The following is a 26,394-nucleotide window of genomic DNA, read 5'->3' as shown; positions in this document are numbered from 1 at the left end:
TCATGGCCTATGAATTCGACTTCGCCCCGGTACTGGCGCAGGGCGACCTGCTGCTCAAGGGCGCCTGGTTCACCTTGCAGCTGACGGTGGTAGGCACGCTGCTGGGCGTGGCCATTGGCGTGCTCGGCGCCGGTGTGCGCGCCTGGCGCGTGCGGCCCTTCGACACCCTGTTCGGCCTGTACGTGGAGCTGATCCGCAACACGCCGTTCATCGTCCAGCTGTTCTTCATTTTCTTCGGCCTGCCTGCCTTGGGCATTCGCCTGACCGAGTGGCAGGCGGCGGTATTGGCCATGGTGGTCAACCTCGGCGCCTATTCCACCGAGATCATCCGTGCCGGCATCCAGGCCATCCCCAAGGGCCAGCTGGAGGCGGCTGCGGCATTGGCCATGAGCCGCTTCGAAGCGTTCCGCCATGTGGTGCTGCAGCCGGCGCTGGCCAAGGTCTGGCCGGCACTGACGAGCCAGATCGTGATCGTCATGCTCGGCTCGGCAGTGTGTTCGCAGATCGCCACCGAAGAGTTGTCGTTTGCCGCCAACTTCATCCAGTCGCGCAACTTCCGGGCTTTCGAAACCTACCTGTTGACCACCGTGCTGTACCTGCTGATGGCCATTGCGCTGCGCCAGCTGCTGGCGTGGTTGGGGCAACGCCTGCTGATGGGGAAACGCTGAATGGACTTCACCTTCTGGGACATCCTGCGCAACCTGCTGGTCGGCCTGCAGTGGACCTTGCTGCTGTCGTTGGTGGCGTTCTTGTTTGGAGGCCTGGCCGGCCTGCTGGTGCTGGTCGCGCGCATTGCCCAATGGCCTCTGCTGAGGGGCCTGGCGCGGGGCTATATCGAGCTGTTCCAGGGCACGCCGCTGCTCATGCAGCTGTTCATGGTGTTCTTCGGTATCGCCCTGTTAGGCCTGGATGTGTCGGCCTGGATGGCCGCCGCCATTGCCTTGACCCTGTTCACCAGCGCATTCCTTGCCGAGATCTGGCGCGGCTGCGTCGAGTCCATCCCGCGCGGCCAGTGGGAGGCGTCCGGCAGCCTGGCGCTGAGCCGCATGGAGCAGCTGCGCCATGTAATCCTGCCGCAGGCGCTGCGCATCGCCGTGGCGCCGACCGTGGGGTTTTCCGTGCAGGTGGTCAAGGGCACGGCGGTCACCTCGATCATCGGTTTTACCGAGCTGACCAAGACCGGCGGCATGCTGGCCAACGCCACCTTCGAGCCGTTCATGGTCTACGGTCTGGTCGCGCTGGGTTATTTCATCCTTTGCTATCCGCTCTCGCTGAGCGCCCGTTACCTGGAAAGGAGGCTGCATGCCCCTGCTTAGAGTGTCCGCGCTGCACAAATACTATGGCGACAACCACGTGCTCAAGGGCGTCGACCTGAGCATCGAAGAGGGCGAGGTGGTGGCGATCATCGGCCGCAGCGGCTCGGGCAAGAGCACCTTGCTGCGCGCGCTCAACGGCCTGGAGTCGATCAGCGACGGGGTGATCGAAGTCGACGGAGAGTACCTCGATGCGGGCCGCGCCGACCTGCGCGCCCTGCGCCAGAAGGTGGGCATGGTGTTCCAGCAGTTCAACCTGTTCCCGCACCTGAGCGTGGGCGAAAACGTGATGCTCGCCCCGCAGGTGGTAAAGAAGGCCAGCAGGGCCGACGCGCGACAGCTCGCCGAGCAGATGCTGGCGCGGGTGGGCCTGGCGGAGAAGTTCGATGCCTACCCCGACCGCCTTTCCGGTGGCCAGCAGCAGCGGGTGGCGATCGCCCGGGCACTGGCGATGTCGCCGAAAGTGCTGCTGTGCGACGAGATCACCTCGGCGCTCGACCCCGAGCTGGTCAATGAAGTGCTGGGCGTGGTGCGCCAGCTGGCCAGCGAAGGCATGACCCTGATCATGGTCACCCACGAAATGCGCTTTGCCCGCGAGGTCGGCGACAAGCTGGTGTTCATGCACCAGGGCAAGGTGCATGAGGTGGGCCACCCGCGCGAAGTGTTCGCCGCGCCTAGGACGGCGGAGCTGGCCAACTTCATTGGTGCGGTCGCACCGGCCTAGGTTCAGGGCCGGTTGACCCGCCACGGCGCATAGTCCATTTCCGTATAGCCCGTGGCCAGGCCCTGCGCATCAGCCTCGAAGCCGGGCAGTTTGCTCAGGTCGAGCGCCATGCAGCGACTGTTCAACTGTGCTTGCAGGTTGCCGTCGAGGCGGAAAGCATCGGTGCGCAGCGGGTGCGGGTACAACTGAACCAGGCAGCCCACTACCTTGCCTTGGGCGTTGGCCTGGTAGTACAGCAACGCCTTGCCGATGCTGGTCACCGGCTGATCGCGCAGCAGGTGCTGCCAGAAGAAGTCACGCTGAGCGTAGGCCTTGCGCCGCAGCGTGTCGGGCGCTTGTGCTGCCTGTGGCAGCACGATGTACAGGGGCGCATGCACGTCTACGGTTCCGTCTGCTTCGAGTGTTTGCGCTGGCACGCGCGGGTAGATGGTTTTCCAGCACTGCGCTTCCACGAGGCTGGCCAGGGCCTTGAAGTCCGTTGGAGTGACATCGGCGGGTAATGCCATCTGGTATTTGACGGGCGGCTTCACCGCCTTGCAGCGGACCGGGACGGATTGCCGGGTGAGCTTGACTTCAAGCATGACCACACCAATCTGCTCGTCCGTATCGGCGCTCGCCATGCTTTGCGTCAGGGTGCGTTGCATGTCGCTGATGAAGGTTCGCCGCGCCTTTTCATCAACCTCGGGGCTCGGACTTGACTGGCAGCCGGCCAGGGTGTTGACGGCTATGGCAAAGACAATGGGGGGCAGCGATTTGAACACGTTGACTTCCTTGCTAAAACTTTAGCCGGAGCTTCATGTGCCGGCGGGTATGTAGGACGTAGATTATCAGCGATGGTTGTTTAGGATTTGGATGCTAATGCGATAGGAAATTTCGTTTTTGCTGTGCTGGCCCCTTCGCGAGCTTGTCCCGCGAAGGGGCCAGCAGGGTCAAACGGTCAGAAACGCATATCCACCGCCACCTCGAACGTCCTCGGCGCGCCCATGTAGTACTGAAGGCCGTACGCCTGTTTGGCATACACCTCGTCGGTCAGGTTGCGCACCCGCCCGGTGACCGTGGTGTGCGCGTCCAGCCGGTAGCGGGCGAAGGCGCCGAACAAGGTGTAGGCCGGTGCCTTCAGGCTGTTGGCGTTGTCAGCATATACCGAACCGACATAGCGGGCATCCACCCCCGCCGACCACGCCGGGGTAAAGCTGTAGGTCAGCCACAGATTGGCGACATTGGCCGGCACGTTGACCGGCGCATTGCCCTTGCGCGACACCGACACGCCATTGGCCGCTTCGTTGAACGCGTCGTACTCGGCATCGACATAGGCATAGTTGGCCTCGGCCAACAGTTTCGAGGTGACCTGCAGGCGCCCGGACACCTCGATGCCGCGCGAAGTCTGCTGGCCGGCCTGCACGGTCAGGTTGGGGTTGCTCGAGTCGCGCACGGCAAAGTCCTTGCGCACGATCTGGTACAGCGCCACCGTCGCCGCGCCGCGGCCGTCGAGGAAGTCGAACTTGCTACCGACTTCCCATTGCTCGCCCTTGGACAGGTCGAACAGGCCCACGTTGGAGTAGGTGGCCGCCGCCAGCGAACCGGCAGGCAGGTCGGCGGAGCTGCTGTACTGCGCGTAAAGGCTGGCCGACGGCGTCATCGCGTAGGTCAGGCCGATACGCCCGGACAGCGGCTCCCAGCGTCTTTCGAAGTAGGCCGGGGAGGTGGGCGTGACGGCACCGTAGTTGGTCACCTGCATGTCCAGGTAGTCGTAGCGCAAGGCCGTCAGCAAGGCCAGGCGATCCGTCAGCTGCAGGCGGTTCTCGGCGAACACGGCGCGGTTGGTCACCTCATGGCGGCGCTGCTTGGTCAGCCCGGCGTTCACCACCGGTATGTCGTCAAAGCTGCCCGGGTCGAAGTGCTCGGGGTCGACCACATCGCTCCAGCTGCCCGCGGTCGGGTACAGCGTCTGGCGCATGCGCGAGTAGTCCAGGCCCAGCGACCACTGGCTGGCCAGGCCGAACAGCGTGTTGTCGTGGCGCAGTTCGATACGATCGCCCAGCACATTCTGGTCGTGGCGCTGCAGGTAGGGGCTGGCGCGCAGCACGTTGCCGTCGCGGGTGTAGCTGTAACGCTCGACGTTGCGGTAATCGCGCTGTGCGTTGTAGTGGTACAGCGTGTTCTGCACGCTGGTGGTGTCGCTGACCTGATAGTCGAGGATCGAACGCAGCCAGCGCACCCGCTGCTCGTAGCGGCCGTCGGCGACGTTGTAGTTCTCGAAGCGGCGGCTGTTGTCGATCTTCATTGTGCTGCGCCCGGGCAGAATGGGCGAGCCCCAGTAGGGGCTGTCCTCGCTGTCTTCCTGGTACTCCAGCGCCAGCGTGTGGGTGAGGTTGGGCGCCAGGTCGCTGAGCAGTGAAAATGCCAGGCTGTCGGTTCGCCGTTCGTTGCGGTCGATGTAGCCATTGCCCTGGCCGTGGCTGTAGTCAAAGCGCATGAAGTGACGGGCATCGGCCGGGTTGCTGGCCAGTGCCTGGTTGATGCCGAGGGCCACTTCCGACTCGTCGAAACTGCCATGGCGAATGCGCCCGTCGAGGATCTGTTGATCACGGCTGGCGAGCTTGGTGATGTAGTTGATCGACCCCCCCACCGAACCCGCCCCGTGAAGGAATGAAGACGGCCCGCCGATCAGCTCGACGCGGTCCAGCACCCAGGCATCGATCGGCCGGGTGGCACTGCTGTAGCCAAGGTTGATGCCGTTGTACAGCTGGGTCACCTGGTTCTGGGTGAAGCCGCGGTAGCTGACGAAGCCGCCGAAGCCTGGGTTGGCCGAAGCGTTTACACCGGTCATGGCGTTGATCACGTCCTGGCTGTCCTTGGCGCCGCGCTCTTCGATGACGCGGCGGTCGGAAACGCTCACCGACGCGGGCGTTTCCCGCGCAGTCAGGCCAAGGCGCGAGCCGGTGCGGATCGGCTCGTCCAGCTGCACGCCGGAAGGCGCCTCGCGTTGGCCATCGATGGTGGTGGCTGTGAGTTCAACGGCGGTGTCGTCCGCCCAGGCGAAGCTGCAGGTGCCCATCAGGAGCACCAGGGAGGTATTGCGAAGCATGTTGTTGTGTCTTCCACGCAAAGGTCATGGCTGACCACGCGCGCAGGCAGGCGCGCCGGGTCAGGCGAGATGATCGGCAGCTGCGGGGGAGGCGGCGGGGGAGGCGCGGGGGTTGAGGGCAGGGCGTTGATAGCGCGGGGGTGGTTGCGCCCAGCTGCGCACGACGATGGGCGAGGTGGCGCCGGCTTGAGCGGGTGTGAACGACCAACCAGCGCTGCTCAGCGGCAGCGCCATGCCGAAAGAGGAACACACCGGGCAGTCGAGCTGGGCCATGTGCTGGTCGCCGCCGGCGCCATCCAGGTCGATGGCCACGCCGTGCTCGCTGTTGATCGAGCAAAAACCACCCTCAAGGCCCGCCAGGCGCAGGCCGCTCATCTGGCCATGGTGCACACCGCACAGCAACAGGCTGAACAAGACGCTGGCATAGAGCGTCCAGGCAGTCAGCGAGCGAGTGTGCCGGGCGGTTTTCATGGCGGCGAATCTATCACCCGGGGGAACGGTCGGGTAGTGGCACTTCGTCAACGTGCGGCGCGGCAGGTTGTCGCAGGTCAGGCGGCGCGTTCCAGCACATCCAGCAGGTCGACGAACTCCAGGGCCAGTTTGTGCCGGGGCGCCAGGTGCACCAGCGGCACCGAAGCCTGGTGCGACTCGCGCATCTTGATCGAGCTGCTGAGGTACACCGGCAACACCGGCATGCCCTCGGCGCGCAACTGATCGACCAGGGTCTGGTGCAGCGCGGTGCGGCCGGCGAACTGGTTGACCACCACGCCCTCCACCTGCAGCGTCGGGTTGTGGTCCTGGCGCAGTTCTTCGACTTCGGCCATGACACTGTGCAGCGCCTGGCGCGAGAAGCTGTCGCAGTCGAACGGGATCAGCAGGCGCTCGGCCGCCACCAGCGCGCTGAAGGTATAGAAGTTGAGCGCAGGTGGGGTGTCGATGTAGATCCGCTCGTAGTCCTCGCCCAGTTCCACCAGCAGCTTGCGCAGCTTGTTGATCTTGAACTTGCTCTCCAGTTTGCTTTGCAGGTCGCTGAGGTCGGTGCTGGCGGTGACCAGGTGCAGGTTGCGGTAGCGGGTTTCGGTGATCGCCACGCGGTGTTTTTTGCCCGCTGCAGTGACGGGCGACAAGGTCTGGCGGAAGAAGTCAGCGATGCCGGCGGGGATGGCGTCGTCAGTCAGCCCGGTGAGGTAGTAGGTGGCGTTGGCCTGCGGGTCGAGGTCAACCAGCAGCGTGCGATAGCCCTCGGCGGCACTGGCGGCGGCCAGGTTGCACGCGATACTCGATTTGCCGACGCCACCTTTCTGATTGAAAACCACACGACGCATGAGACGCTCATCCATGAAGAAGGGAAATGTCAGGTTGGGGTCAATCCTATGACCGGAAGACGACAGTTTTATGACAAAGATTGTTACAACCAGCTTTTTGACCGATCAATTCTGAACGCCTGCCACGCACACGCGATTGCGTCCGCCTTGCTTGGCCTGATAGAGCGCCCGGTCCGCCGCGCTGAGCGCATCCGCAGGTTCGCGATCGCCTTTTGCCTCCCAGTACGCCACGCCCAGCGAAATCGTCACAGCGCCCACCGGTTCAATGGCCGTGTCCTGTACCGTTACCCGCAGCCGTTGCGCCACCGCGGTCGCCACGCTCAGGCCGGCGTTCGGCAGCAGCATCAAAAATTCCTCGCCGCCGGTGCGGCACAGCAGGTCACCGTCGCGGCAACACCCGCGCATCAGCCCGGCCAGGCGCTGCAGCACCTGGTCACCGACATCGTGCCCGTGCCCATCGTTGATGCGCTTGAAGTGGTCGATATCCAGCACGATGGCAGAAAATGCCTGCCCCTCAGCCTCCAGCAGCGAGCGCTTGAACTCCAGGCTGCGGCGGTTGCCCAGCCCGGTCAGCGGGTCGGTCTGGGCATCGTGGTTGAGCCGGCCTATGCGCTCTTGCAGCAAGTTCAGGCCGAACAACAACGCCCGTTTTAGCTCGGCCGCCTCGAAATACCAGGCGCGCACCCGGTGCAGGCGTTCGGCGGTCCCGGCGCGGTCCATCGAGCGGGCGCCGGCGGCCAGTTGCCAGAGCGGCCGGGCGATGATCAGCGCCAACCACCACAGCACCAGGCTGCCAAGCAGCGCCAGCGGCGTCGAAAGGCCGATCACGTTGAGGATCAGCTGGTTCAGCGGGGCCGTGGTCTGTGCCAGTGGCTGCTGCGCCACCACGCCCCAGCCCGTGCTGGGGACCGTCGCATAGCCTGCCAGCATGGCGACACCTTGGCTGTTGACCACCTGCCGTGTGCCGCTTTGCAGGTCGGCCAACTGGTCGATCAGCCGATTACCTTCGACCACCGTGCCCACCCGCTCGGCGTCAGGGTGATAGAGCAGGCGCCGATTGCGGTCGACCACGTAGAGGTACGAGCCGTCCTGGTAATAGTGCTCGCCCAGCAGGCTGTTGAGGAAATTGCGTTCGCGCAGGTACAGGCTGCCACCCACATACCCCAGGTAGCGGCCGCTGGCATCGAAGATCGGCTGCGACAGCGCCACCACCAGGTTGTTGGCGGCCGACAGGTAGGGCATGGATACCAGAGCCCGACGTTCGTGCAGGGCCTCCACGGAGCCGGGCGTCTGCACCTGGGTGCCCAGGTAGTGGCGCAGCGCAGCGGGAGACACCGCCCGCACCACCCCTTGAGCGTCGACGACGAACGTGGAGTTGAATGCCATGCTCTGCTGCAACAGGCGGTCGGTTTCAGCCTGCAACGCCTGGGTATTACCCAGTTGCCGGCCCTGCACGCCAGCGCTGAACGACAGCTGCTGCAAGGCATTGCCGATGAACGTCTCGGTGATCGCCGCCAGCTTCGCTGCGTACACCCGGTTGGCTTACAGGGCGTGGTCGATCAGCAACTGGCGTTGCACTCGGTAGCTGGCGAAATAACTGGTGCAGAGCATCACCAGGGCGGTGAGGGCGCAGAGAATCAGGATCAGCGTACGCAGGTCCAGGCGCAGTCCATGCTTGGCGTGTGGCAATCCTGACCTCACTGGCGCAAAAGGAAATAACCTTACTCGTTATAGGCTTGAGCGGCTACGGGCGGCATGGCGGGTTGTCGCAAAGCGTCAGGAACCGGCGTTTTCAAGCGCATTCAGCTCGTCTTCCACCTGTTGCAGGCGCTGCTTGGCCAGTGCCTGTGCCTTTTCATCGCGCGCTGTTTCACGCATCAGCCGGGTGAGCTTTGCGCTCAGGCGCTGACCGTCTTCGGTCTCTTCCATCGCCTTGGCCTTGGCCGGGTCGCGGGTGACTGCGACGATGGTGGCGAACTCGGTGTCGCTGAAGTTCTTCTCGCTGTAGAGCTTGAACAGGTCCTGGCGCTGGTCCTCCACCGTGAGGTGCTTGCGCAGCACGCCGCGGATGGTGTCCTCGGCCAGTTGCGGGTGGGTGCGGGTGAGGAGCGACGCCATGCGCTCGATGTTGTGCTCGTAGGCCTCCTGCAACGGCAGGTTGGCCAGGATCTGTTCCTCGCGGGTGGGCTTCTGGTCGCAGGCGGTGAGGGCGGCGATGAACAGCAGGGGCAGCAGCAACGTGGGAATGCGGGGCATGGGGTGGCCTTGGGCGCGCGTTTCAGGTGGGGGATTATAGCGAGGTCGGCCCGCTGTCGACGAGCCATTCGCGGCGCTGCATTGCACGGCAATGTGCGGTAGGGTGGTCGGCCCGTTGCCCAAGCCAAAGCCTGCAGCCCCATGCCGAACTGGATCATCCAACCGCCCCGCCGTGAAGCCGTGGCCGAACTCGTCACTTTCGTCGACAGCGCCCGACGCGCGCTTTTCCCACTGCTGGCCCATTCGCCGTTGCCCAAAGACCTGGCCCATTTCGAAGCCACTTACCTGGACGGCGACGGCCACTTTCTCGAAGCCCGTGACCAAGGTCGGTTGGTCGCTGGCATCGGTTACCTGCCGTACGATCATCGCTTTCGCCAACTCGATTATCACGGCAAACACGTCGTCGAAATCGTGCGCCTGTTCGTGCTCCCTGAATACCGCCGCCACGGCCTGGCCGCTGCGCTGTTCTCGGCCTTGCGCGAGCGGGCCATCGACGCCGGCGTCGAATGCCTGTACCTGCACACTCATCCGTTTCTGCCAGGGGCGATCCGCTTCTGGGAGCGCCAGGGCTTCGCCGTGATCGATGTGGAAGACGACCCGGTGTGGCGGACCACGCACATGGAGCAGTGGCAGGCCGTCTAGGACTTTTCCTACTTTTCAGCGGCGCGCAGCGACAACGGGTTCATTTTCAACCCCCGGCCATTTGCTTACCTTCGGGTTTCTGACGATGACGAAGAAGGCATGCTCATGGCGCACTTGGCACTGTATAAACTTGACCTGCTCGATGAGTTCGAGCGGCGCACCGATAGCTGGAACTTCGGTGACTTCGAACGGCGGCTTGCCGAGCTATGGCCGAGGGCCAATTACCAGGATGCCAAGGGCATCATCAATGCGGCGCACAAGGAGGGTCGCTGGCCGAACACGGTGAAACGGTACTTGCTGACCAATTACCAGGTGCACGGCAATGTCAGTTCGGAGTTCAACGACACCTTTGCTGATGTGGTGGCTGCGATGTCCGAGCAGGAAAAGCACGATTGGCAAGTCGCTTAGCAGGGGCCTGTGGGGGCAGGTTTACCTGCGAACCAGGGCATGGCCCTGGCCCTGCACCGCGGTGCCTTCTTCGCGGGTAAACCGCTCCCACAGGAGCAGCGTTGGCCTGGCAAACAGCACTGTGCCTGCAGGGGTAAGGTGCCTGATTGGCTGTCAGAATCCGCCCGTCAACGGCCATTCCACCGCCAACCGAATCTGATTCCCATCCAGCTCCGCCTGCGCCGTATCCCCGCGGTGCACGTTGTGCCTCAGCGAAAACGCCGTGCCCTTGGCCTTGCCACTCTGCACCACATACCGCGCCTCAAGGTCCCGTTCCCAGTGTTTGCCGCCCTTGCCATAACCCAGGTACGCATACCCGCCAGTGGGGTCCACATGTGTGCCATCGATATCGAACCCGCGCACATACAGCGCCGTCAGGTTCAACCCCGGTACGCCATACGCGCCCATGTTCAGGTCATAGCGCGCCTGCCATGATTTTTCGTTCGGGGCGTTGAAGTCGGACATCTGCACGGCGTTGGCAATGAAGATCGCGCCGCGGGTCACGTAGTCGAACGGCGTGTTGCCATCCACCTGCTGCCAGCCGAGGCTAACGCTGTGCGGGCCTTGGCTGTAGCGCGAGACCAGGCTCCAGGTGGTGTTGTCGATGCGCCCGGACAGGGCCTTGCCGGTGTCGGTGGTGCGGTACAGGTTGAGGTCCAGGCTCAGGCTGCGGCGGTCGTCCAGGGCGTGGGTGACGGTGCTGCCGAGGTAGTGCTGGTTCCAGTTGTCTTCGTAGCGGGAGGTGTACAGGCTGCCGCTGAAGGCGGCGCTGGGGTTCCACACCAGGCCGGCGAGGTCGAAGCTGTTGCCTTGTCGGCCGTTGGAGTAATTGACCACGAAGCCCTGGTTGTGGCTTGAGGCGTTACGGTCGGTGCTTTCGTTGAAGTGCCCCGCGACCAGCTTCAGCGTGTCGATTTCGTTGCTGGTGAGGAAGAACCCGGTCGCGGTTTCAGGCAGCAAGCGGCTGTCGGAAGAGCTGAACACGGGTGTCTTCACTCGCTGCTCACCATAAGAGAGCACGGTGTTGGACATGCGCAGCTTCAACGCTGCGCCGCCTCGGCTGTATTCGTTCTTCGGGTGGCCGTCATTGTCCACGCCGAGCAAGCGCGCTTTACCGACCCGGCCGCCGCCGCTGTCGAGTTGCACGCCAAGGTAGGCGTGGGCGTCGACGCCAACCCCGATCAGGCCTTGGGTAAAACCGGACTGGAACGTGCCCATCAAGCCGTAGGCCCATTCCTCAGCCAGGCCGTTGCGTTCGTTGCGGGGTTTGTAGGCATTGCGGCCAGCGCTGTTGCGCCCGCCGTGCTTGTAGTCACGCTGGTCGTACACCGTGCGGTTGAGGAGGCTCCAACTGCTGTCCTCGACGAAGCCATTGCTCTGTGACTGTGCAGATTCAGCCAGCGCCAAGGGCGCGAGGCCCAGCAGCGGCAGGGCCATTAGCAAACGGTTCATTGCCCGGCCTCCAGCTGCTGCAGTTGCGCCGTGAAGCGCGCTTGTGCCCGGGCTGGCAAGGTCGCTGGCCATTCGACCGGGGCTGTATCGCCCACCTGGATCAGCATCACCATGCCCATCGCCAGGTGCGGAATGCACTGGATGCCGTACAGCCCAGGGACGGTGAAGGTCTGCTCGAACGGCTGGTTCAATTTGCTCTTGAACGCCTCGGCGCCAGCGGGCAGCAAGCCTGGCAGGCTGGCGGCATTGTGGCCGCTCTGGGTTGGCAGAAAGCGCACGGTGTCGCCCGGTGCGATGCGCAGGTGGTCTGGCTCATAGACCATGGCGCCCGCCGGCCCGCGGTTGAGCATCTTCACTTCATGCACTTCAGCCAGCGCGGCAAAGGGCAGCAGGGCGCTGGCGAGCAGCAGGGCGGTGGGGCGCAACAGCATGGCGGGAACTTCCTGGTTCAGGGGGCGCGAAAGCGCAGGATGCGCGCGCCGTCGAAGGGGTCGGTGAGGTAGTGGGCGTGCACGCCGAAGGTGCTCAGCAGGCGCTCGGGGGTGAGTACCTGCAGCGGTTTGCCGAGGGCCACCAGGCGGCCGTGTTCGAGCACCGCCACGCGGTCGCAGGTGAGTGCCTGGTTCAGGTCGTGCAGGGCCACCAGGGTGGTCACTGGCAGCGCCTGCACCTGTTGCAGCAGGCTCAGCTGGTGCTGGATATCGAGGTGGTTGGTCGGCTCGTCGAGCAGCAGCACCTGCGGGCGCTGGGCCAGGGCACGGGCGATGTGCACGCGCTGGCGCTCACCACCGGACAGCGAGCCCCAGATGCGTGTACGCAGGTGCGCGGCATCGAGGTCGGCCAGGGCTTGCTCGACGATGGCGCGGTCCTCTTTGGAGAACGGCGCGAGGGCCGATAACCACGGCGTGCGCCCCAGCGCCACGGCGTCGTACACACTGATGGCGTCGAGGGTGTCGGCCTGTTGTTCGACCAGCGCCAGGGCCTGGGCAATACGCCGGCGCGGCAGGTGCGCGAGCGGCTCGCCGAGCAGCCGGACGCTGCCACTGTGCGGTGTACGCAAACCGGCCAGCAACTTGAGCAGGGACGATTTGCCGGAGCCGTTGGGGCCGACGATGCCGAGGGTTTCGCCCGCGATCACGGCCAGGTCGATGTCGCGCAGCACGCTGTTGCCTGACAGTTGCAGGCTCAGGCCCTGGCAGGCGAGCGGGGCGACGTGCAGTGGCGCCATGACCGTCATGCGCGCCTCCGTCGGCTGACCAGGATCAGCGCGAATACCGGTGCACCGATCAAGGCCGTGACCACACCCACCGGGATCACCTGGCCAGGGATCAGCGTGCGCGACAGCATGTCGGCGGCGATCAGGAACAGCGCACCGCCCAAGGCGCTGGCCGGCAGCAGCCGGCTGTGGCCGGGGCCGAGCAGCAGGCGCAAGGCATGCGGAATGACCAGCCCGACAAAACCGATGGCGCCGACGATGGACACCATCACCGCCGTCACCAGCGCCGCACAGCTGATCAACAGCAGCTGGCTGCGGCGTACCGGGATACCCAGCGACGCCGCCGAATCGGCGCCAAAGGTGAAGGCATCCAGCGTACGCCGGTGCCACAGGCACACCACCAGCCCGCACAGCGCCACCGGCAGCGCCATCCACACCGATGGCCAGCGCACGCCGCTGAGGTTGCCCAGCAGCCAGAACAGGATGCCGCGGGCCTGCTCGGCAGTGGCCGACTTGGTGATGAGGAACGCGGTCAGGGCGGTGAACAGTTGCGAGCCGGCGATGCCCGCCAGGATCACCTGGGCGTTGTTGCTGCTCGGCCCGGCCGCACGGGCCAGTACCAACACCAGCGCGAACGCTGCCACGGCGCCGACGAAAGCGCCGCCGGACATGCTCAGGGCCACGCTGCCCAGGCCTAGCAAACCGACCAGCACGGCGCCCGTCGAGGCGCCGGCCGACAGGCCCAGCAAGTAAGGTTCGGCCAGCGGATTGCGCAGCAGCGCTTGCAAGATCACCCCGCAGGTCGCCAGCCCCGCACCGCAGGCCGCGGCGACCAGGGTGCGGGTCAGGCGGTAGTTCCAGATGATCCCGGCATCGATCGGGTCGACCGGGTAATCGGCTTGCCACAGGTGGTTGGCCAGTACCTGATAGACCACCCGGGGCGATACGGTGGTTTCGCCAATGGCGGTGCCTGCCAGCAGTGCGGCGAGCAGAGCGAGCAGGGCCAGGGCCGTGCAGGGCAGCAAACGCTTCATCACTGCGCCGCTTTACCGCTGGCGAAGGCCGCAGACAGGGTCTGCAGGCCACGGAACAGGCGAATGCCGGCCTGCATGGCGTCGGCGTCGAGGATAATGATACGGTTGTTCTTCACGGCATCCATGTGCTGGGTGACGGGGTCGTTGTGAAGGAATTCCAGCTTCTTCTGGTAGTCGTCGGCGGGGAAGCGGCGGCGGTCCATGCGGGCGATGATCAGCCAGGTCGGGTTGGCCTTGGCAAGGGTTTCCCAGCCTACGGTCGGCCATTCTTCAGTAGACTCGACCACGTTGCGCACGCCCAAGGTGCGCAGCATGAAATCGGCGACACCTTGTCGCCCGGCGACGTAAGGGTCGATGTCCAGGTCGGCGCTGGAGAACCAGAACAGCGCCGACGTTTTGCTCAAGTCCTTACCGGCCAGTTGCTGCTTGGCACCGTCCAGGCGCGCCTTGAGATCGGTATTCAGCGCTTCGCCACGGGCCTGCACGTCGAAGATTTCAGCCAGCTGGCTGACGCTCTTGTAGATGCTGTCGACCTGGAACGCCTGCAGGCGCGTACCGTCGGCACCGACCAGGTTGTCCTTGCCTTCGCAGTCCGAAGGCAGCAGGTAGGTGGGGATCTTCAGTTCGTTGAACTGCTCGCGGGTTGCGACCACGCCCTGGGCGCCGACCATCCATTCGAACTGCACCGCCACCAGTTGCGGGCGCTTGCCGACCACGGCTTCGAAGCTCGGGTCGTTGTCGGCCAGGCGCGGCACCTGGTCATTGAGCGCCTTGTACTCCGGCAGCACGTTGTTGAACCACAGCGAAGTGCCCGCCAGCTTTTCGCCCAGGCCCAGGGCATAGAGCATTTCGGTACCGGCCTGGCCGATGGTCACCGCGCGCTCGGGGGCGTGGGCGAAGGTCTGCGGCATGCCGCAGTTGTCCACGGTCAGCGGGTAGTGGGTGGCGGCGGCATGGGCCACGCCGGTGAGGCTCAGGCCGGCGAGCAGGGTGGCGAAACGAGGCAGCATGCTGGGCGATCTCCTATCGGACAGTTCACGGAAGGAACGCACGGACAGGCATCGCCGAGCCCCTGCAGGCAGCAGGAGCAACACTGATGGCCAATCCCGGACACCCCGCCGGTTGGTGAATGTAGGCCGGCAGGTCTCCTGACTGGTGCTTCATCGCTCAACGCCGGCCTTCCCGGATAGTGGATCCAGTGGCATCAATGGCATGAGCTCGGCACCTACAGTTGCGGGGGCAGTTCCGTTTGGCGCGCCTGGGGCGGCCTGGGATTCCCTATTAATTCCGTGGTGGAAACCGGCGGCCCGCATGGTAGACCATCAGGCGCCGGGTGAAAACGCTAAATCAGAAGTACTTCAGCCAGGTGATGTCGCGACGGCGCGCCTTGAGCCGGGCAAACCAGCGCACCGGCAGGTACAACGCCACCGCCAGCAGCACCGCGCCTAGCCACACGGCGCCAATGCCGTCGAAGCCGAAGTAGTCGCCGTGGTTCAGGCCGAACACGGCGACGCTGGCCAGGTACAGCAGCTTCAGCACATACAGGTGCAGCAGGTAGAAGAACATTGGCGCCGCGCCGAACACGGCCAGGGCGCTGATCCAGCGGGCTTGCCCTGCGCGTTCGAAGGCGCGCAGCAACAGCAGGCCGCAGCCCAGGGTCAGGGCCAGGAACAGCAGCGAAGGCGGGTACTTGGTTATGTTGAAGAAGCTCATCAGCGTCTGGGTGAGGGTCGGGTAGCCGCTCCACGGCGCTTCGCCGTAGCCGTTGAGCAGGCGCAGCACGACGAAACCGAGCAGGGCGATCACGCCCGCCAGCAGCAGGTGATGCTGGCGTTGCTTCGCATCAAGGCCACGGCCGAACCAAGGGCCAAGGCCATAGCCCAAGGCGATCACGCCGATCCACGGCAGCACCGGGTAAGAGGTGCGCAGGCGCAGGCTGTCGGAGAACTCAAGCCAGCCACGGTCATGCAGGATCGCCCAGGGCACATGCATCGCCGACTCCACACCAAAGTGCAGGCCATCGAGCAGGTTGTGGCCGGCGACGATCAGCGCACCCAGGGCCAGCAGCGCGGGGCGGGGCAGCCACACCAGCAGCGACAGGGCGATCATGCTGACACCGATGGCCCAGATCACCTGCAGGTAGATCACGCTGGGCGGCAGCTGGAAGGTCCAGGCGAAGTTGACCAGGGTGAACTCCAGCACCACCAGGAACAGGCCGCGCTTGAACAGGAACGCCGAGACATCGCTGCGGCCTTGGTACTTCTCGCCGTACAGCCAGGCCGACAGGCCGGTGAGTAGCACGAACACCGGGGCGCACAGGTGGGCCAGGGTGCGGCTGGCGAACAGCGTCGGGTCGGTGGCGTCGATGGTCATCGGGTCGCTGACCTGGCGGTGCAGGAAGAACGTCTCGCGAACGTGATCGAGCAGCATGAACAGGATCACCAGGCCGCGCAGGGCATCGATGCTCTGCAGGCGCTGGGTGAGCAGGGTGGGGGTGGCGGCGGCGCTTGTCATGGAAGAGGGTCGCAGGCAGGAATGAATGTCAAATGAAACGTTATCTTATAACTATTTAATGAAGGCCTGGTAGTGGTTTTTTGGGTGTTCATACCGGCCTGTTCGCGGGACCAGCCGGCGCCCACAGGTTCCACACATTTCTGCAGTCACTGTGGGGGCGGGCTTTTTGCGCGAACAGGCCGGACCTGCTGACTCAAATCAGAAGCTGTAATCCACGGTGGCAAAATACGAGCGCGGCACGCCCATGATCCATTGCGTGCCACTGAAGGCCGAAGCCACGTATTCTCGGTCGAACAGGTTGTTCACCTGCAACCCCAGCCGCACGTCCGGCAGCACCTGCCAGCCAATGTTGGCATCGACCACGGTGTATCCCGGCGCACTCTGGGTATTGGCGGTATTGGCATAGCGCTCATCCACAAAGCGCGCGCCAATGCCGGCGTCCACTTGCTGGCCGAAGCCTTTGCTCAACCACAGGTTGGCCGTGCGCCGGGGCACGTTGGCCGGGCGGTTGCCGCTGCGGTCGTGCGCCACGCCGGCGACCATTTCGTCGAAGTCGTCATACCGGGCGCGCACCACCGAGGCATTGGCCGCGACCTGCCACTGTCGCGGCAAGGCCAGCGCCAGGGTCGCCTCCAGGCCATCTGAGGTCTGCTGCCCGGCCTGCTGCTTTTCGTGGGTCAGCGGGTCGTCCACCAGCAGCTTGTTCTTGACGATGTGGAAGGCGGCCAGCGTCCACTCCCCGCGCCCGTCCCAGAAGCGCTGTTTGACGCCCAGTTCAGTCTGCTTGGACTCGGTCAGGTCGTAGTTCATCTGCGCCGGGCTGAGGCTGATCAGGTTGTTCACCCCGTCCTCGCTGGTGGAGTACTGGCCGTACAGCGACAGGTTGTCGGTGGCGGCGAACACCAGCCCGGCGCGCCAGTTGCCGCCTTGCAGGCTGCGGTCGCTGCGGGTGCCGTCGGTGAGGTTGTCGCGGTCGATGTGGTGCTGGTCGCGGCGCACGCCGGTCACCAGCGACAGGCGCTCGGTCAGTTGCAGGCGGTTCTCGGCGAACAGGGCGAAGGTGTGGGTGCTGGAGAGGGTTTGCGGGCGCGTCGGCGAATCGCTGTGGAAGTACCCAGGTGTCGGCTGCCACGGGTCGATGTAGTCGCCGCCGACATCGTTGTACGGTGTGTTGCTGTCGACGTTGAAGCGCACCTTGTTGTACTCGGCGCCGAGCACGGTCTTGCTGGCCAGGCCCAACAGCGAGTGGTCGAAGGTGAAGGTCTGGCGGTCGCCGATCTGCTCCTGGTTGTGCTTGATTTCCAGGTAGCTCTGGCGCAGCAGCTGCTCACGGTCGGCGTCCCAGCTGTAGTCTTCGGCATTGCGCCAGTGGCGGCGGCTCTTGATGTAATAGAGCTGGTTGCTGGTACTGAGCTGGTCGTTGATCGTCCAGTCGGTGGTAAAGCGGGTCCATTCGTCGTGGTAGCGTTGCACGTCGTTCTGGATGTTGTAGTTCTTCTTGCGCAGGCTGCTGCGGTAGTGGCCGTCGATCAGCGGCGTGCCGTAGTCGTTGGCAGGCTGGGCATCGCCGCGCTCATGGGCCAGGGTGAAGCTCAGGTCGTGCGTGGCGTCAAAACGCAGCGCGGCGCTGAGGCTCAGGCTGCGCGAGTCGGTGCGGTCGACCCAGCCGTTGCCCGCCTGCTGGTTGAGGGTGAGGCGGTAGCTCAGCCGCTCGCTGAGGCTGCCGCCGCTGTCCAGGCCCAGCTGCTGGCGGTCCCAGGAGCCATAGCCCAAACGCACGTGGTTGCGCAGGTCACCGCTGAAGGGCTTTTTCGGGATCACGTTGACCACAGCGCCCGTGGCCCCTTCGCCATACAGCACCGAAGCCGGGCCCCGGAGCACGTCGATGCGCTCGACCATCCACGGGTCGACCGGGAAGGTCTGGGTGCCGGCACCGGTATACAGGCGTGTGCCGTCGAACAGCGTCATCACCGAACCGTGCCCGGTAAAGCCACGGGCCGAGAGCCCCGTGCCGCCGTCGCCTGGGCTACCGATGAAGGTGATGCCCGGCGAGCGGGTCACGGCGTCCTGCACGGTGAGGTTGTTGCGCTGCTGAATGAGTTCGGCGGTAATGCTGCTGGTGCTGGCCGGCGTTTCCAGGGCGCTGAGGTTCAGCCGTGAGCCGGCCTGGGTCGGCGTGGCCAGGTCGACCGTCTGTTCATCGCGGGTGTCGGTGATGGCCGTGGAAGGCAGCGCCAGGACGGGGCTGCCATGGTCATCGGCCAGGGCTGGCAGGGCGACGGCCAGGCAGGCCGCCAGAGGGGGAAGCTTGAAGAAACGGGACATGTCTTTCCACTGACTGCAGGAATGAATGGATCCCGGTGGAAAACACGCAAAGGCACAACCACGCACGCAGGCGCGCACGCGGATACCGGCCTGCGCCCGCCCACCGCGGGTTGCCAAGTGAAGCTTCAGGCCGGTCTCCGGGCTTGCGAGGGTCATGAGGCCTTCACCTTCCCATGCAGGTGCACAGTGGTGTGTCGAAGGCATCGCTCGCTTACCGTTGCGGGGGCAGCGCCGGACTGGTCGTGGAACACGACGCACCGGCTTCCCGTTTCACCCTGCGCACGGCGGCGCAGGACACCTGAAACTGGCGCGCATCTGACCATTGGTCGGAGCGCGCGTCAATCGTTTACCTGTGGCTGGCGGCTAGTGCGCGCCGGCCGATTTGCTCAGGTCGCTTTGCGCCCACTCGGTGTAGATGCAGGCATCGGCCACCGCCCAGCGCACCTTCACGGTATCGCCCGGTTGCATCGGCATGCCCGCAGCCGACAACGCTTTCACGGTCAGTTCAGTACCGCCTGGGGTCATGACGTGGCAGGTCTGGCTTTCGCCGAGGAACAGCACTTCGCCGACCTTGGCAATGACCTCGTTCCAGCCTGTGGGCAACGGTTCGCGCGCCGCCTGTTCGGTGGTCAGCGCCAAGGCCTTTTCCGGGCGCACCATGATCAGTGCATCCTGACCGGCAGCCAGGCCAGGCGTCAGGCGGATGGCGACCGGCTGGCCCTCGAAGCTGCCCGCGCCTTGGCTGCTGGCCTTGATATGCAGGAAGTTCGAGTTGCCCAGGAACGAGGCCACGAACGCATTCGGCGGGTTCTGGTACAGGTCATAGCCGGTGCCCAGGCCGACGATCTTGCCGTGGCTGAAGATGGCGATGCGCTGGGACAGGCGCATGGCTTCTTCCTGGTCGTGGGTCACGTAGACGATGGTGATGCCCAGGCGCCGATGCAGCTGGCGCAGTTCGTCCTGCAGGTCTTCGCGCAGTTTTTTGTCCAGCGCGCCGAGCGGCTCATCCATCAGCAGGATGCGCGGTTCGTACACCAGCGCGCGGGCAATGGCCACGCGCTGCTGCTGGCCGCCGGACATCTGCGAGGGCTTGCGGTGGGCGAACGGCTCCAACTGCACCAGCTTGAGCATGGCGTCGACACGCTTGTTGGTCTCGGCGGCGCTGAGCTTGCGGATGGCCAGCGGGAAGGCGATGTTGTCGCGCACGTTCAGGTGCGGGAACAGCGAGTAGCGCTGGAACACCATGCCGATGTCACGCTTGTGCGGCGGGACGTTCACCAGCGACTGGCCCTCGACCAGGATCTCGCCGCTGCTTGGCGTTTCAAAGCCGGCCAGCATCGACAGCGTGGTGGACTTGCCCGAGCCGCTGGAACCGAGGAAGGTGAGGAACTCGCCGTCCTGGATCTCCAGGTCGAGGTTGTCCACCGCGGTGAAGTCGCCGTAATGCTTGTTCAGGCCGCGCAGGCTGACCAGTGTCTGGTTGTGCGCGTTGTCTTTGATCACTGCACTCATTGTTGTTCTCTCCGCGCACTCAGGCGTTGACTTCGGTGCGCCGGCGCAAGGCGGCGGCAATAACCATGACCAACAGCGACAGGCCGATCAGCAGCGTCGAGGCGACGGCGATCACCGGGCTCAGGTCTTGGCGCAGGGTGGTCCACATTTTTACGGGCAAGGTCTGCAGGTCGGGGCTGGCCATCATCACGCTCAGCACCACCTCATCCCACGACACCAGGAAGGCGAACAGGCCGCCGGCGATCATGCCTGGACGAATGGCCGGGAAGGTCACCTTGAAGATCGCCTGCAGGCGCGAGGCACCGCAGATCACCGCAGCATCTTCGATCGACTGGTCGAACAGCTTCAGCGAGTTGATGATCGAGATGATGGTGAAGGGCAGGGCGACGATCACATGGCTGACCACGAAGGCGAACAGCGTGCCGGTGTAGCCCAGTTTGAGAAACAGCGCGTACACCGCCACGGCGATGATCACCAATGGCACGATCATCGGCATGGTGAACAGCCCGTAGAGCATCTCGCGGCCGGGGAAGCGGCCGCGTACCAGCGCGAATGCGGTGGGCAGGCCCAGCAGCACGGCGGCGAGGGTGGTCAGCACGGCCACCTTGAGGCTGGCCAGGGCCGCGTCCATCCACTCCGGGTTGGCAAAGAATTGCACGTACCACTTGAAGGTCCAGCCCGGCGGCGGGAACACCAGCCACTGCGAAGAGCCGAACGACAGCAGGATGATGAACACCACCGGCAGCAGCAGGAAGGCTGCTATGACCCCGGTGGTCAGGTACAGGCCCGTGCGCAGCGGGCGCCCCATGGCATTGGGAGACAGAAGCATGGCGGTTTACCTCGCGTTGCCGACCGGGGATTCCGGCTGCAGCTTCAGGTACAGGTAGAAGAGCACCAGGGTGATCACCACCAGCAGTGCGGCGGCGGCGCTGGCCAGGCCCCAGTTGAGGAACGACTGCACCTGCTGGATGATGAATTCGGGCAGCATCATGTTCTGCGCACCGCCGAGCAGGGCTGGGGTGACGTAGTAACCGAGCGACATCACGAACACCATCAACGCGCCGGAGAACAGCCCCGAGCGGCACAGCGGCAAAAACACCTTCCAGAAGTTTGTCCACGGGCTGGCGCCGCAAATGGAGCCGGCCTGCAGCACCATCGGGTCGATGGCATGCATGGTCGCCTGCAGCGGCAGCACGATGAACGGGATCATGATGTAGCTCATGCCGATCACTACGCCGGTCAGGTTGTGAACCATTTCCAGCGGCGCATCGATGATGCCCAGCGCCATCAACGCCTTGTTGATCACCCCCGAGCTCTGCAGCAGCACCAGCCACGAGTAGGTGCGCGCCAGCAGGCTGGTCCACATCGACAGCAGCACGATGTTAAGCAACCAGCGGCCCCAGCCGTTGGGCACCAGGGTGATTGCCCAGGCCAGCGGGAAGCCCAGCAGCACGCTGATCAGGGTGACCACGCCCGCGACCGAGAAGGTGTTGAACAACACCCGTGCATAGGCCGAGTTGGCGAAAAGTTGCTCGTAGTTGCCCAGCCCTGGCACCGGCTCCAGCACGCCGCGCAGCAGCAGGCCGATCAGCGGGGCGAAGAAGAACAGGCCAAGAAACAGCAGGGCCGGCAGCAGGTTGCGGCTGCCTTTCCAACGGCGGTTCAGCGGTTCGCGGCGGGGGGCCGTTCCCGGAGCGCCGGTGCCCGTGGGGGCACCTTGCGCGTTGTGCAGGGCGTTGATGGCGACTTTCATTTGACCAACCACTCATTCCAGCGCGCGGCGATGGTCTGGCCGTTCTTCGCCCAGTAGGCAAAGTCCAGCGTGACCTGGTCCTGGGCGTAGGCGGTCGGCAGGTTTTGCGCGAGGTCTTTGTCGAGCTTGGCCACGCTGTCGACGTTCACCGGCGCATAAGCAGTCTTGTTGGCGAAGTCGGCCTGGCCTTCGGCGCTGCTGGCGTTGGCCAGAAACTTCATGGCCGCGTCCTTGTTCTTGGCGCCTTTGGGGATGACCAGGAAGTCGGCCATGACTAGGTTCTGCTTCCAGCTCACGCCCACCGGCGCGCCATCTTGCTGCAGGGCGTAGACGCGGCCGTTCCAGAACTGCCCGAGCGAGGCTTCACCCGAAGCCAACAGCTGCTGCGACTGGGCGCCACCGCCCCACCAGACGATGTCTTTCTTGATGGTGTCGAGCTTCTTGAAGGCGCGGTCCAGGTCCAGCGGGTAGAGTTTGTCGGGTGCGACGCCGTCGGCCAGCAGGGCCAACTCCAGCACGCCGGGGCTCGGCCATTTGTACAGGGCGCGTTTGCCGGGGAAGGTCTTGGTGTCGAACAGCGCGGTCCAGTCCACCGGCTTGTTGGCACCGAGCTTGCCTTCGTTGTAGCCGAGCACGAACGAGAAGAAGAACGAGCCGACGCCGTGGTCGGAGACGAAACGCGGGTCGATCTTGTCGCGCTGGATGGTGTTGAAATCGAGGGGTTCGAGCAGGCCTTCGCTGGCGGCGCGCAGGGCAAAATCGGCTTCCACGTCGACCACGTCCCACTGCACGTTGCCGCTCTCGACCATGGCCTTGAGCTTGCCGTAGTCGGTCGGGCCATCCTGGACGACTTTGATGTTGGTCGATTTGCTGAACGGGACGGCCCAGGCTTCTTTCTGGGCGTCCTGGGTGGTCCCGCCCCAGCTGACGAAATTGAGACTGTCGGCAGCCTGCACGGCCTGACATGCCAGGGTCAGCAGGCTGGCGGACAGCACTGCGGTTACACGTTTGCTCAACAGCATGGTTACGCCCTCGTTGCTTTTGTTATTCGAGGCGGGGCTGGTAGTGCGCCCGCCAACAGTATTCGGGGAGCAGCTAAAACAAAGTGTCGGTGGCCGTTTGTGATTGTAGATGCCGGCCTGCGATTTTAAGGTCTACGGGATATCATATTATGGTATTCCAAACTTTTGGCAAGAGGGGGAGGCGACCGGCCATCACTCCGCCCCTGCACAAACGTCACGCCCCTTCGACTATCCGCTGATCGGCTCGAACGGGATGCTCTGGACCACTTCCAGCTCATACCCCGCCAACCCGGCATACTTGAGCGGCGGCCCCAGGTGGCGCAGCTTGCCCACGCCCAGATCCTGCAGGATCTGCGCGCCGGTACCGACCTGCGAATACACCTTTGACTGCCCGCGCTGATAAGGCCGTACCGGCTGGGTAAGCTGCGGCACCCGCTCCAGCAGCGCCTGGGATGACTCGTGGTTGGCAAGGATCACCACCACCCCGGTGCCTTCTTCGGCCACCTTCTGCAGCGCCGCCCATAGCGTCCAGTTGGCCGGCCCGGCATATTCGGCGCCGACCAGGTCGCGCAGCGGGTCGATCACATGCACTCGTACCAGCGTTGGCTGCTCGCGGCGGATATCGCCCATGACCATGGCCATGTGCACGCCGCCTTCGATACGGTCCTCGTAAGTGACCAGGCGGAAGGTGCCGTGCACGGTTGGCAGTTCGCGTTCGCCGATGCGCTTGATGGTCTGCTCGGTGCTCAGGCGGTAGTGAATCAGGTCGGCGATGGTGCCGATCTTGATGCCGTGCTTGGCGGCGAACACTTCCAGGTCGGGGCGGCGGGCCATGGTGCCGTCGTCGTTGAGCACCTCGACGATCACCGAGGCCGGGCTGAAACCTGCCAGGCGCGCCAGGTCGCAACCCGCTTCGGTGTGCCCGGCGCGGGTCAGCACGCCGCCTTCGCGGGCGCGCAGGGGGAAGATGTGGCCGGGCTGCACCAGGTCATCGGGGCGAGCATTGGCGGCCATCGCTGCCGCCACCGTGCGCGCTCGGTCAGCGGCGGAAATGCCGGTGGTAACGCCCGTGGCGGCCTCGATCGACACGGTAAAGGCAGTGCTGAACACGCTGCCATTGGCCGGTACCATCTGCTCAAGGCCCAGCCGCTGGCAGTGTTCGTCGGTCAGCGTCAGGCAGATCAGGCCACGCGCTTCGCGGGCCATGAAGTTGATGGCCTGGGCCTCACAGCGCTCGGCGGCGATCAGCAGGTCGCCTTCGTTTTCCCGATCCTCGTCGTCCACCAGCAGGACCATCTTGCCTTGCCGGTAGTCCTCGAGGAGTTCTTCGATGCTGTTGAAAGCCATGCTGCACGCTCACTGTGGTAGGGTGATTATTATGGTATACCATCATACATAAATAATCTGGCAACAGGAGAGCAGCGGATGAAAGCGTATTGGATCGCCCACGTGGACGTGACCGACCCCGGGCAGTACCAGCAGTACACCCAGCGGGCGCCTGCTGCCTTTGCTGCATTTGGTGGGCGGTTCCTGGCACGGGGCGGGCGCAGCGAGGCGCTGGAAGGGCGGCCGACGCCACAGCGCAGTGTGGTGATCGAGTTCGACTCGTATGAACAGGCGGTGGCGTGTTATCGGTCCGCGCTGTACCAGGAAGCGTGCAGCCATCGCCAGGGGGTGGCGAAGGCTGAGGTCATCATTGTCGAAGGGTTCGAGCCCTGAGTTGATGGTAAGGGCGCCATCGCCAGCAAGCCGGCTCCCACAGGGTTCGGTGGGAGCCGGCTTGCCGGCGATGGGGCCATTGCAGTCACCGCTGAACTTCAAGGCATACCGGGCAACTCATGCGGCCGCAGGTCAAACACCAGCACCTCGGCATCATGGCCATTACTCAGTTGCAACAGCCTTTCCTGCCGCACCCGCACGCCATCCCCCTCATGCAGCACCTGCCCATTGAGCTCGATGCTGCCACGCGCGACATGCACATAACCATGGCGGCTCTCCGGCAAGGTCAGGCTCGCCTGCTCCGCGCCATCGAACAGCCCTGCATACACCCGCGCATTCTGCCTTACCTGCAATGACCCCTCGGCACCATCCGGCGAGATGATCAGCCGCAACTTGCCGCGTTTTTCCTCGGCACTGAAGTGCTGCTGCTGGTAACGCGGCGTGGCGCCTTTCACGTTGGGCACGATCCAGATCTGCAGGAAGTGCACCGGCTGCGCTTGGCTGTGGTTGAACTCGCTGTGCGCCACACCATGCCCGGCGCTCATCAGTTGCACGTCGCCCGGGCGAATCACCGAGCCCGTGCCCAGCGTGTCCTTGTGCTCCAGGGCACCTTCAAGCACATAGGAAAAGATTTCCATGTCCCGGTGCGGGTGCTCGCCAAAGCCCTTGCCGGCGATGACACGGTCGTCGTTGATTACCAGCAGGTCGGAGAAACCCTGTTCGTCCGGGTTGCGGTAGTGGCCGAAGGAAAAGGTATGGAAGGATTTCAGCCAGCCATGGAAGGCCAGGCCGCGGTCTTGGGCGTTACGGACAGTGAGCATGGTGATTCTCCTTGAAAGCCGGGGCCGGGAGGGCCATTGGCCCGTTGATGGCGATAGCATCACGGCTGGGGCGATCTCTTACGTGGGCAGGACCCGCCTAAGCGGGTCTTTTCAATGCTTGGCTAGTTACTGCAAATGCACCTTCAACTCCCCAGCCGCCTGGCGCATCGCCGCCTTCACCTCAGGCACCTGACTCAGCGGGTTGAGGAGCCCGTAGTCATGAATCATCCCGTTATAGCGCACCGAAGTCACCGTCACCCCAGCCGCATCCAGCTTGCGTGCATACGCCTCACCCTCATCGCGCAACACATCGAACTCGGCCGTCTGCACCAGCGCAGGCGGCAACCCTTTGAGCTGCTCGCTGCTGGCCCGCAACGGCGAGGCGTAGATCTGTTCCCGTGCCTTGGCGTCAGTGGTGTAGTTGTCCCAGAACCACTTCATCATCCCGGTGGTCAGGAAGTGCCCCTCGGCAAACCGCTGGTACGACCCGGTGTCGAAGCTGGCATCGGTCACCGGCCACAACAGCAACTGGAAGCGCAGGTTAGGTGTACCGGCTTCTTTGGCCTTCAGTGCCACCACCGCAGCCATGTTGCCGCCGACGCTGTTGCCGGCCACTGCCAGGCGCTTACCGTCCACGCCGATCTCCTTGCCATGCTCGGCTACCCAGCGTGTTGCGGCGTAGGCCTGGTTGATCGCGGTGGGGTAGTGCGCTTCTGGCGACGGCGTGTAGTCCACATAGACCGCCACAGCACCAGAGCCGACCACCAGGTCGCGGATCAGCCGCTGGTGGGTTGGGAAGTCGCCCAGGACCCAGCCGCCACCGTGGAAGAACATGAACACCGGCAGCTCGCCCTTGACGTTGGCTGGGCGCACGACCTGCAGCTTGATCGCGTCGCCGTTGGCCTGGAGGGTGTGTTCTTTCACTTCGATGCCAGACAGGTCGACCTTGACCGAGGCTTGGGCACCGGTCAGCACGGCGCGGGCGTCTTTCGGGCTGAGTTGTTCGAGCGGCTTGCCACCGCCTTTTTCCAGGGCTTCAAGGAAGGCCTGGGTGTGCTGCTCCACGCCCGGGCTACCGGCAGCGAAGGCGCTGGAGACGGACAGGGCAAGCAGGCTGGCGGAGAGGGTTTTGTGGACAATGTTCATGCGCGAATCCTTTTCTATGCAAATGCGGTTAGTGGGCGTCTTGCCTGGCCTTCAGGGCCATCGCTGCGACTTGTGCGTAGATTAG

25 protein-coding genes, 1 pseudogene and 2 riboswitches are annotated in these 26,394 nt (G+C 64.4%); of the genes and pseudogenes, 6 read left to right on the top strand and 20 right to left on the bottom strand.

All coding sequences use genetic code 11. The features are described 5' to 3' along the window. Positions 1 to 2 precede the first annotated feature (2 nt). The 3 genes from ACIPIJ_RS14140 to ACIPIJ_RS14130 are packed head-to-tail and all read left to right on the top strand — an operon-like array spanning position 3 to position 2,037. On the top strand, positions 3 to 668 hold the full coding sequence (locus tag ACIPIJ_RS14140) for an amino acid ABC transporter permease (protein ID WP_401077430.1): 666 nt from the start codon (positions 3 to 5) through the stop codon (positions 666 to 668). Then, a complete protein-coding gene (locus ACIPIJ_RS14135) occupies positions 669 to 1,316 on the top strand; it encodes an amino acid ABC transporter permease (RefSeq protein WP_401077428.1) in 648 nt (215 codons plus the stop codon). After that, complete coding sequence (locus tag ACIPIJ_RS14130; RefSeq protein ID WP_401077426.1) at positions 1,303 to 2,037, top strand: amino acid ABC transporter ATP-binding protein; 735 nt, start codon at positions 1,303 to 1,305, stop codon at positions 2,035 to 2,037. Before ACIPIJ_RS14135 ends, ACIPIJ_RS14130 begins: the two co-directional genes overlap by 14 nt. A 2-nt stretch (positions 2,038 to 2,039) precedes the next feature. Here ACIPIJ_RS14130 and ACIPIJ_RS14125 read toward each other — a convergent pair whose 3' ends face one another. The 6 genes and pseudogenes from ACIPIJ_RS14125 to ACIPIJ_RS14100 all read right to left on the bottom strand — a co-directional run bounded on the left by ACIPIJ_RS14125 (position 2,040) and on the right by ACIPIJ_RS14100 (position 8,706). Next, positions 2,040 to 2,798, bottom strand: a complete 759-nt coding sequence (locus ACIPIJ_RS14125) for a hypothetical protein (protein WP_401077424.1) — start codon at positions 2,796 to 2,798, stop codon at positions 2,040 to 2,042. 176 nt (positions 2,799 to 2,974) lie between these two features. Next, positions 2,975 to 5,125 (bottom strand): TonB-dependent receptor, encoded by a 2,151-nt coding sequence (locus ACIPIJ_RS14120; protein ID WP_401077422.1) that lies wholly within the window; start codon positions 5,123 to 5,125, stop codon positions 2,975 to 2,977. Positions 5,126 to 5,185: 60 nt separating this feature from the next. Further along, entirely contained in the window at positions 5,186 to 5,596 is a 411-nt protein-coding gene (locus ACIPIJ_RS14115; RefSeq protein WP_401077421.1) for a DUF2946 family protein, read from the bottom strand. A gap of 77 nt (positions 5,597 to 5,673) precedes the next feature. Further along, a complete protein-coding gene (locus tag ACIPIJ_RS14110) occupies positions 5,674 to 6,450 on the bottom strand; it encodes a ParA family protein (RefSeq protein ID WP_401077419.1) in 777 nt (258 codons plus the stop codon). 105 nt (positions 6,451 to 6,555) lie between these two features. Then, positions 6,556 to 8,139: pseudogene (locus ACIPIJ_RS14105) on the bottom strand (diguanylate cyclase domain-containing protein). A gap of 87 nt (positions 8,140 to 8,226) precedes the next feature. Then, positions 8,227 to 8,706: a hypothetical protein gene (locus ACIPIJ_RS14100; protein ID WP_401077417.1), complete on the bottom strand. Its 480-nt coding sequence runs from the start codon at positions 8,704 to 8,706 to the stop codon at positions 8,227 to 8,229. Positions 8,707 to 8,847: 141 nt separating this feature from the next. Between ACIPIJ_RS14100 and ACIPIJ_RS14095 the strand changes: the two genes are divergently transcribed. Both ACIPIJ_RS14095 and ACIPIJ_RS14090 read left to right on the top strand, forming a co-directional pair. Continuing rightward, the gene (locus tag ACIPIJ_RS14095; protein ID WP_401077416.1) at positions 8,848 to 9,348 is read left to right on the top strand and encodes a GNAT family N-acetyltransferase; all 501 of its coding nucleotides are present in this window, start codon (positions 8,848 to 8,850) and stop codon (positions 9,346 to 9,348) included. 105 nt (positions 9,349 to 9,453) lie between these two features. Then, positions 9,454 to 9,756 (top strand): hypothetical protein, encoded by a 303-nt coding sequence (locus tag ACIPIJ_RS14090; RefSeq protein ID WP_401077414.1) that lies wholly within the window; start codon positions 9,454 to 9,456, stop codon positions 9,754 to 9,756. 153 nt (positions 9,757 to 9,909) lie between these two features. Here ACIPIJ_RS14090 and ACIPIJ_RS14085 read toward each other — a convergent pair whose 3' ends face one another. The 12 genes from ACIPIJ_RS14085 to ribBA all read right to left on the bottom strand — a co-directional run bounded on the left by ACIPIJ_RS14085 (position 9,910) and on the right by ribBA (position 23,970). Continuing rightward, positions 9,910 to 11,247 carry an OprD family porin gene (locus tag ACIPIJ_RS14085; protein WP_401077412.1) on the bottom strand — a complete coding sequence of 446 codons (1,338 nt, stop codon included), beginning with the start codon at positions 11,245 to 11,247 and terminating at the stop codon, positions 9,910 to 9,912. Beyond that, the gene (locus ACIPIJ_RS14080; protein ID WP_401077411.1) at positions 11,244 to 11,678 is read right to left on the bottom strand and encodes a pseudoazurin; all 435 of its coding nucleotides are present in this window, start codon (positions 11,676 to 11,678) and stop codon (positions 11,244 to 11,246) included. The genes ACIPIJ_RS14085 and ACIPIJ_RS14080 overlap by 4 nt, the downstream gene beginning before the upstream one ends. Positions 11,679 to 11,695: 17 nt before the next feature. Then, positions 11,696 to 12,484: an ABC transporter ATP-binding protein gene (locus tag ACIPIJ_RS14075; protein ID WP_401077409.1), complete on the bottom strand. Its 789-nt coding sequence runs from the start codon at positions 12,482 to 12,484 to the stop codon at positions 11,696 to 11,698. After that, the gene (locus ACIPIJ_RS14070) at positions 12,481 to 13,497 is read right to left on the bottom strand and encodes a FecCD family ABC transporter permease (protein ID WP_401077407.1); all 1,017 of its coding nucleotides are present in this window, start codon (positions 13,495 to 13,497) and stop codon (positions 12,481 to 12,483) included. Before ACIPIJ_RS14070 ends, ACIPIJ_RS14075 begins: the two co-directional genes overlap by 4 nt. Beyond that, the gene (locus ACIPIJ_RS14065; RefSeq protein ID WP_401077405.1) at positions 13,497 to 14,507 is read right to left on the bottom strand and encodes an ABC transporter substrate-binding protein; all 1,011 of its coding nucleotides are present in this window, start codon (positions 14,505 to 14,507) and stop codon (positions 13,497 to 13,499) included. The genes ACIPIJ_RS14070 and ACIPIJ_RS14065 overlap by 1 nt, the downstream gene beginning before the upstream one ends. Before the next feature lie 110 nt (positions 14,508 to 14,617). Next, positions 14,618 to 14,816, bottom strand: a riboswitch (cobalamin riboswitch). A 28-nt stretch (positions 14,817 to 14,844) separates the two neighbouring features. After that, on the bottom strand, positions 14,845 to 16,011 hold the full coding sequence (locus ACIPIJ_RS14060; RefSeq protein ID WP_401077403.1) for a DUF1624 domain-containing protein: 1,167 nt from the start codon (positions 16,009 to 16,011) through the stop codon (positions 14,845 to 14,847). Between the two features lie 198 nt (positions 16,012 to 16,209). Continuing rightward, on the bottom strand, positions 16,210 to 18,336 hold the full coding sequence (locus ACIPIJ_RS14055) for a TonB-dependent receptor (protein ID WP_401077401.1): 2,127 nt from the start codon (positions 18,334 to 18,336) through the stop codon (positions 16,210 to 16,212). A 110-nt stretch (positions 18,337 to 18,446) separates the two neighbouring features. Continuing rightward, positions 18,447 to 18,653: riboswitch (cobalamin riboswitch) on the bottom strand. A 46-nt stretch (positions 18,654 to 18,699) separates the two neighbouring features. Further along, positions 18,700 to 19,848, bottom strand: coding sequence for an ABC transporter ATP-binding protein (locus ACIPIJ_RS14050; RefSeq protein WP_401077399.1), 1,149 nt, complete (start codon positions 19,846 to 19,848; stop codon positions 18,700 to 18,702). Positions 19,849 to 19,867: 19 nt separating this feature from the next. Further along, positions 19,868 to 20,677 carry an ABC transporter permease gene (locus tag ACIPIJ_RS14045; protein WP_346612957.1) on the bottom strand — a complete coding sequence of 270 codons (810 nt, stop codon included), beginning with the start codon at positions 20,675 to 20,677 and terminating at the stop codon, positions 19,868 to 19,870. 6 nt (positions 20,678 to 20,683) lie between these two features. After that, positions 20,684 to 21,601: an ABC transporter permease gene (locus ACIPIJ_RS14040; RefSeq protein ID WP_401077397.1), complete on the bottom strand. Its 918-nt coding sequence runs from the start codon at positions 21,599 to 21,601 to the stop codon at positions 20,684 to 20,686. Continuing rightward, the gene (locus ACIPIJ_RS14035; protein WP_401077395.1) at positions 21,598 to 22,623 is read right to left on the bottom strand and encodes an ABC transporter substrate-binding protein; all 1,026 of its coding nucleotides are present in this window, start codon (positions 22,621 to 22,623) and stop codon (positions 21,598 to 21,600) included. The genes ACIPIJ_RS14040 and ACIPIJ_RS14035 overlap by 4 nt, the downstream gene beginning before the upstream one ends. Positions 22,624 to 22,851: 228 nt before the next feature. After that, positions 22,852 to 23,970: a bifunctional 3,4-dihydroxy-2-butanone-4-phosphate synthase/GTP cyclohydrolase II gene (gene ribBA / locus ACIPIJ_RS14030; RefSeq protein ID WP_401077393.1), complete on the bottom strand. Its 1,119-nt coding sequence runs from the start codon at positions 23,968 to 23,970 to the stop codon at positions 22,852 to 22,854. 78 nt (positions 23,971 to 24,048) lie between these two features. On the opposite strand from ribBA, the gene ACIPIJ_RS14025 reads away from it, so the two are divergent. Then, on the top strand, positions 24,049 to 24,342 hold the full coding sequence (locus tag ACIPIJ_RS14025; RefSeq protein ID WP_401077391.1) for a DUF1330 domain-containing protein: 294 nt from the start codon (positions 24,049 to 24,051) through the stop codon (positions 24,340 to 24,342). A 98-nt stretch (positions 24,343 to 24,440) separates the two neighbouring features. On the opposite strand, the gene ACIPIJ_RS14020 is transcribed toward ACIPIJ_RS14025, so the two are convergent. Next, a complete protein-coding gene (locus tag ACIPIJ_RS14020; protein ID WP_401077390.1) occupies positions 24,441 to 25,163 on the bottom strand; it encodes a pirin family protein in 723 nt (240 codons plus the stop codon). A 126-nt stretch (positions 25,164 to 25,289) separates the two neighbouring features. After that, complete coding sequence (locus ACIPIJ_RS14015) at positions 25,290 to 26,309, bottom strand: alpha/beta hydrolase (RefSeq protein ID WP_401077388.1); 1,020 nt, start codon at positions 26,307 to 26,309, stop codon at positions 25,290 to 25,292. Between the last annotated feature and the right edge of the window lie 85 nt (positions 26,310 to 26,394).

It is taken from the genome of Pseudomonas sp. NPDC087185, from assembly GCF_044744955.1.
In the GTDB taxonomy this organism is placed as follows: domain Bacteria; phylum Pseudomonadota; class Gammaproteobacteria; order Pseudomonadales; family Pseudomonadaceae; genus Aquipseudomonas.
The sequence above is the reverse complement of the archived record's forward strand: the minus strand, read 5'-3'. Positions and strand labels throughout refer to the sequence as shown.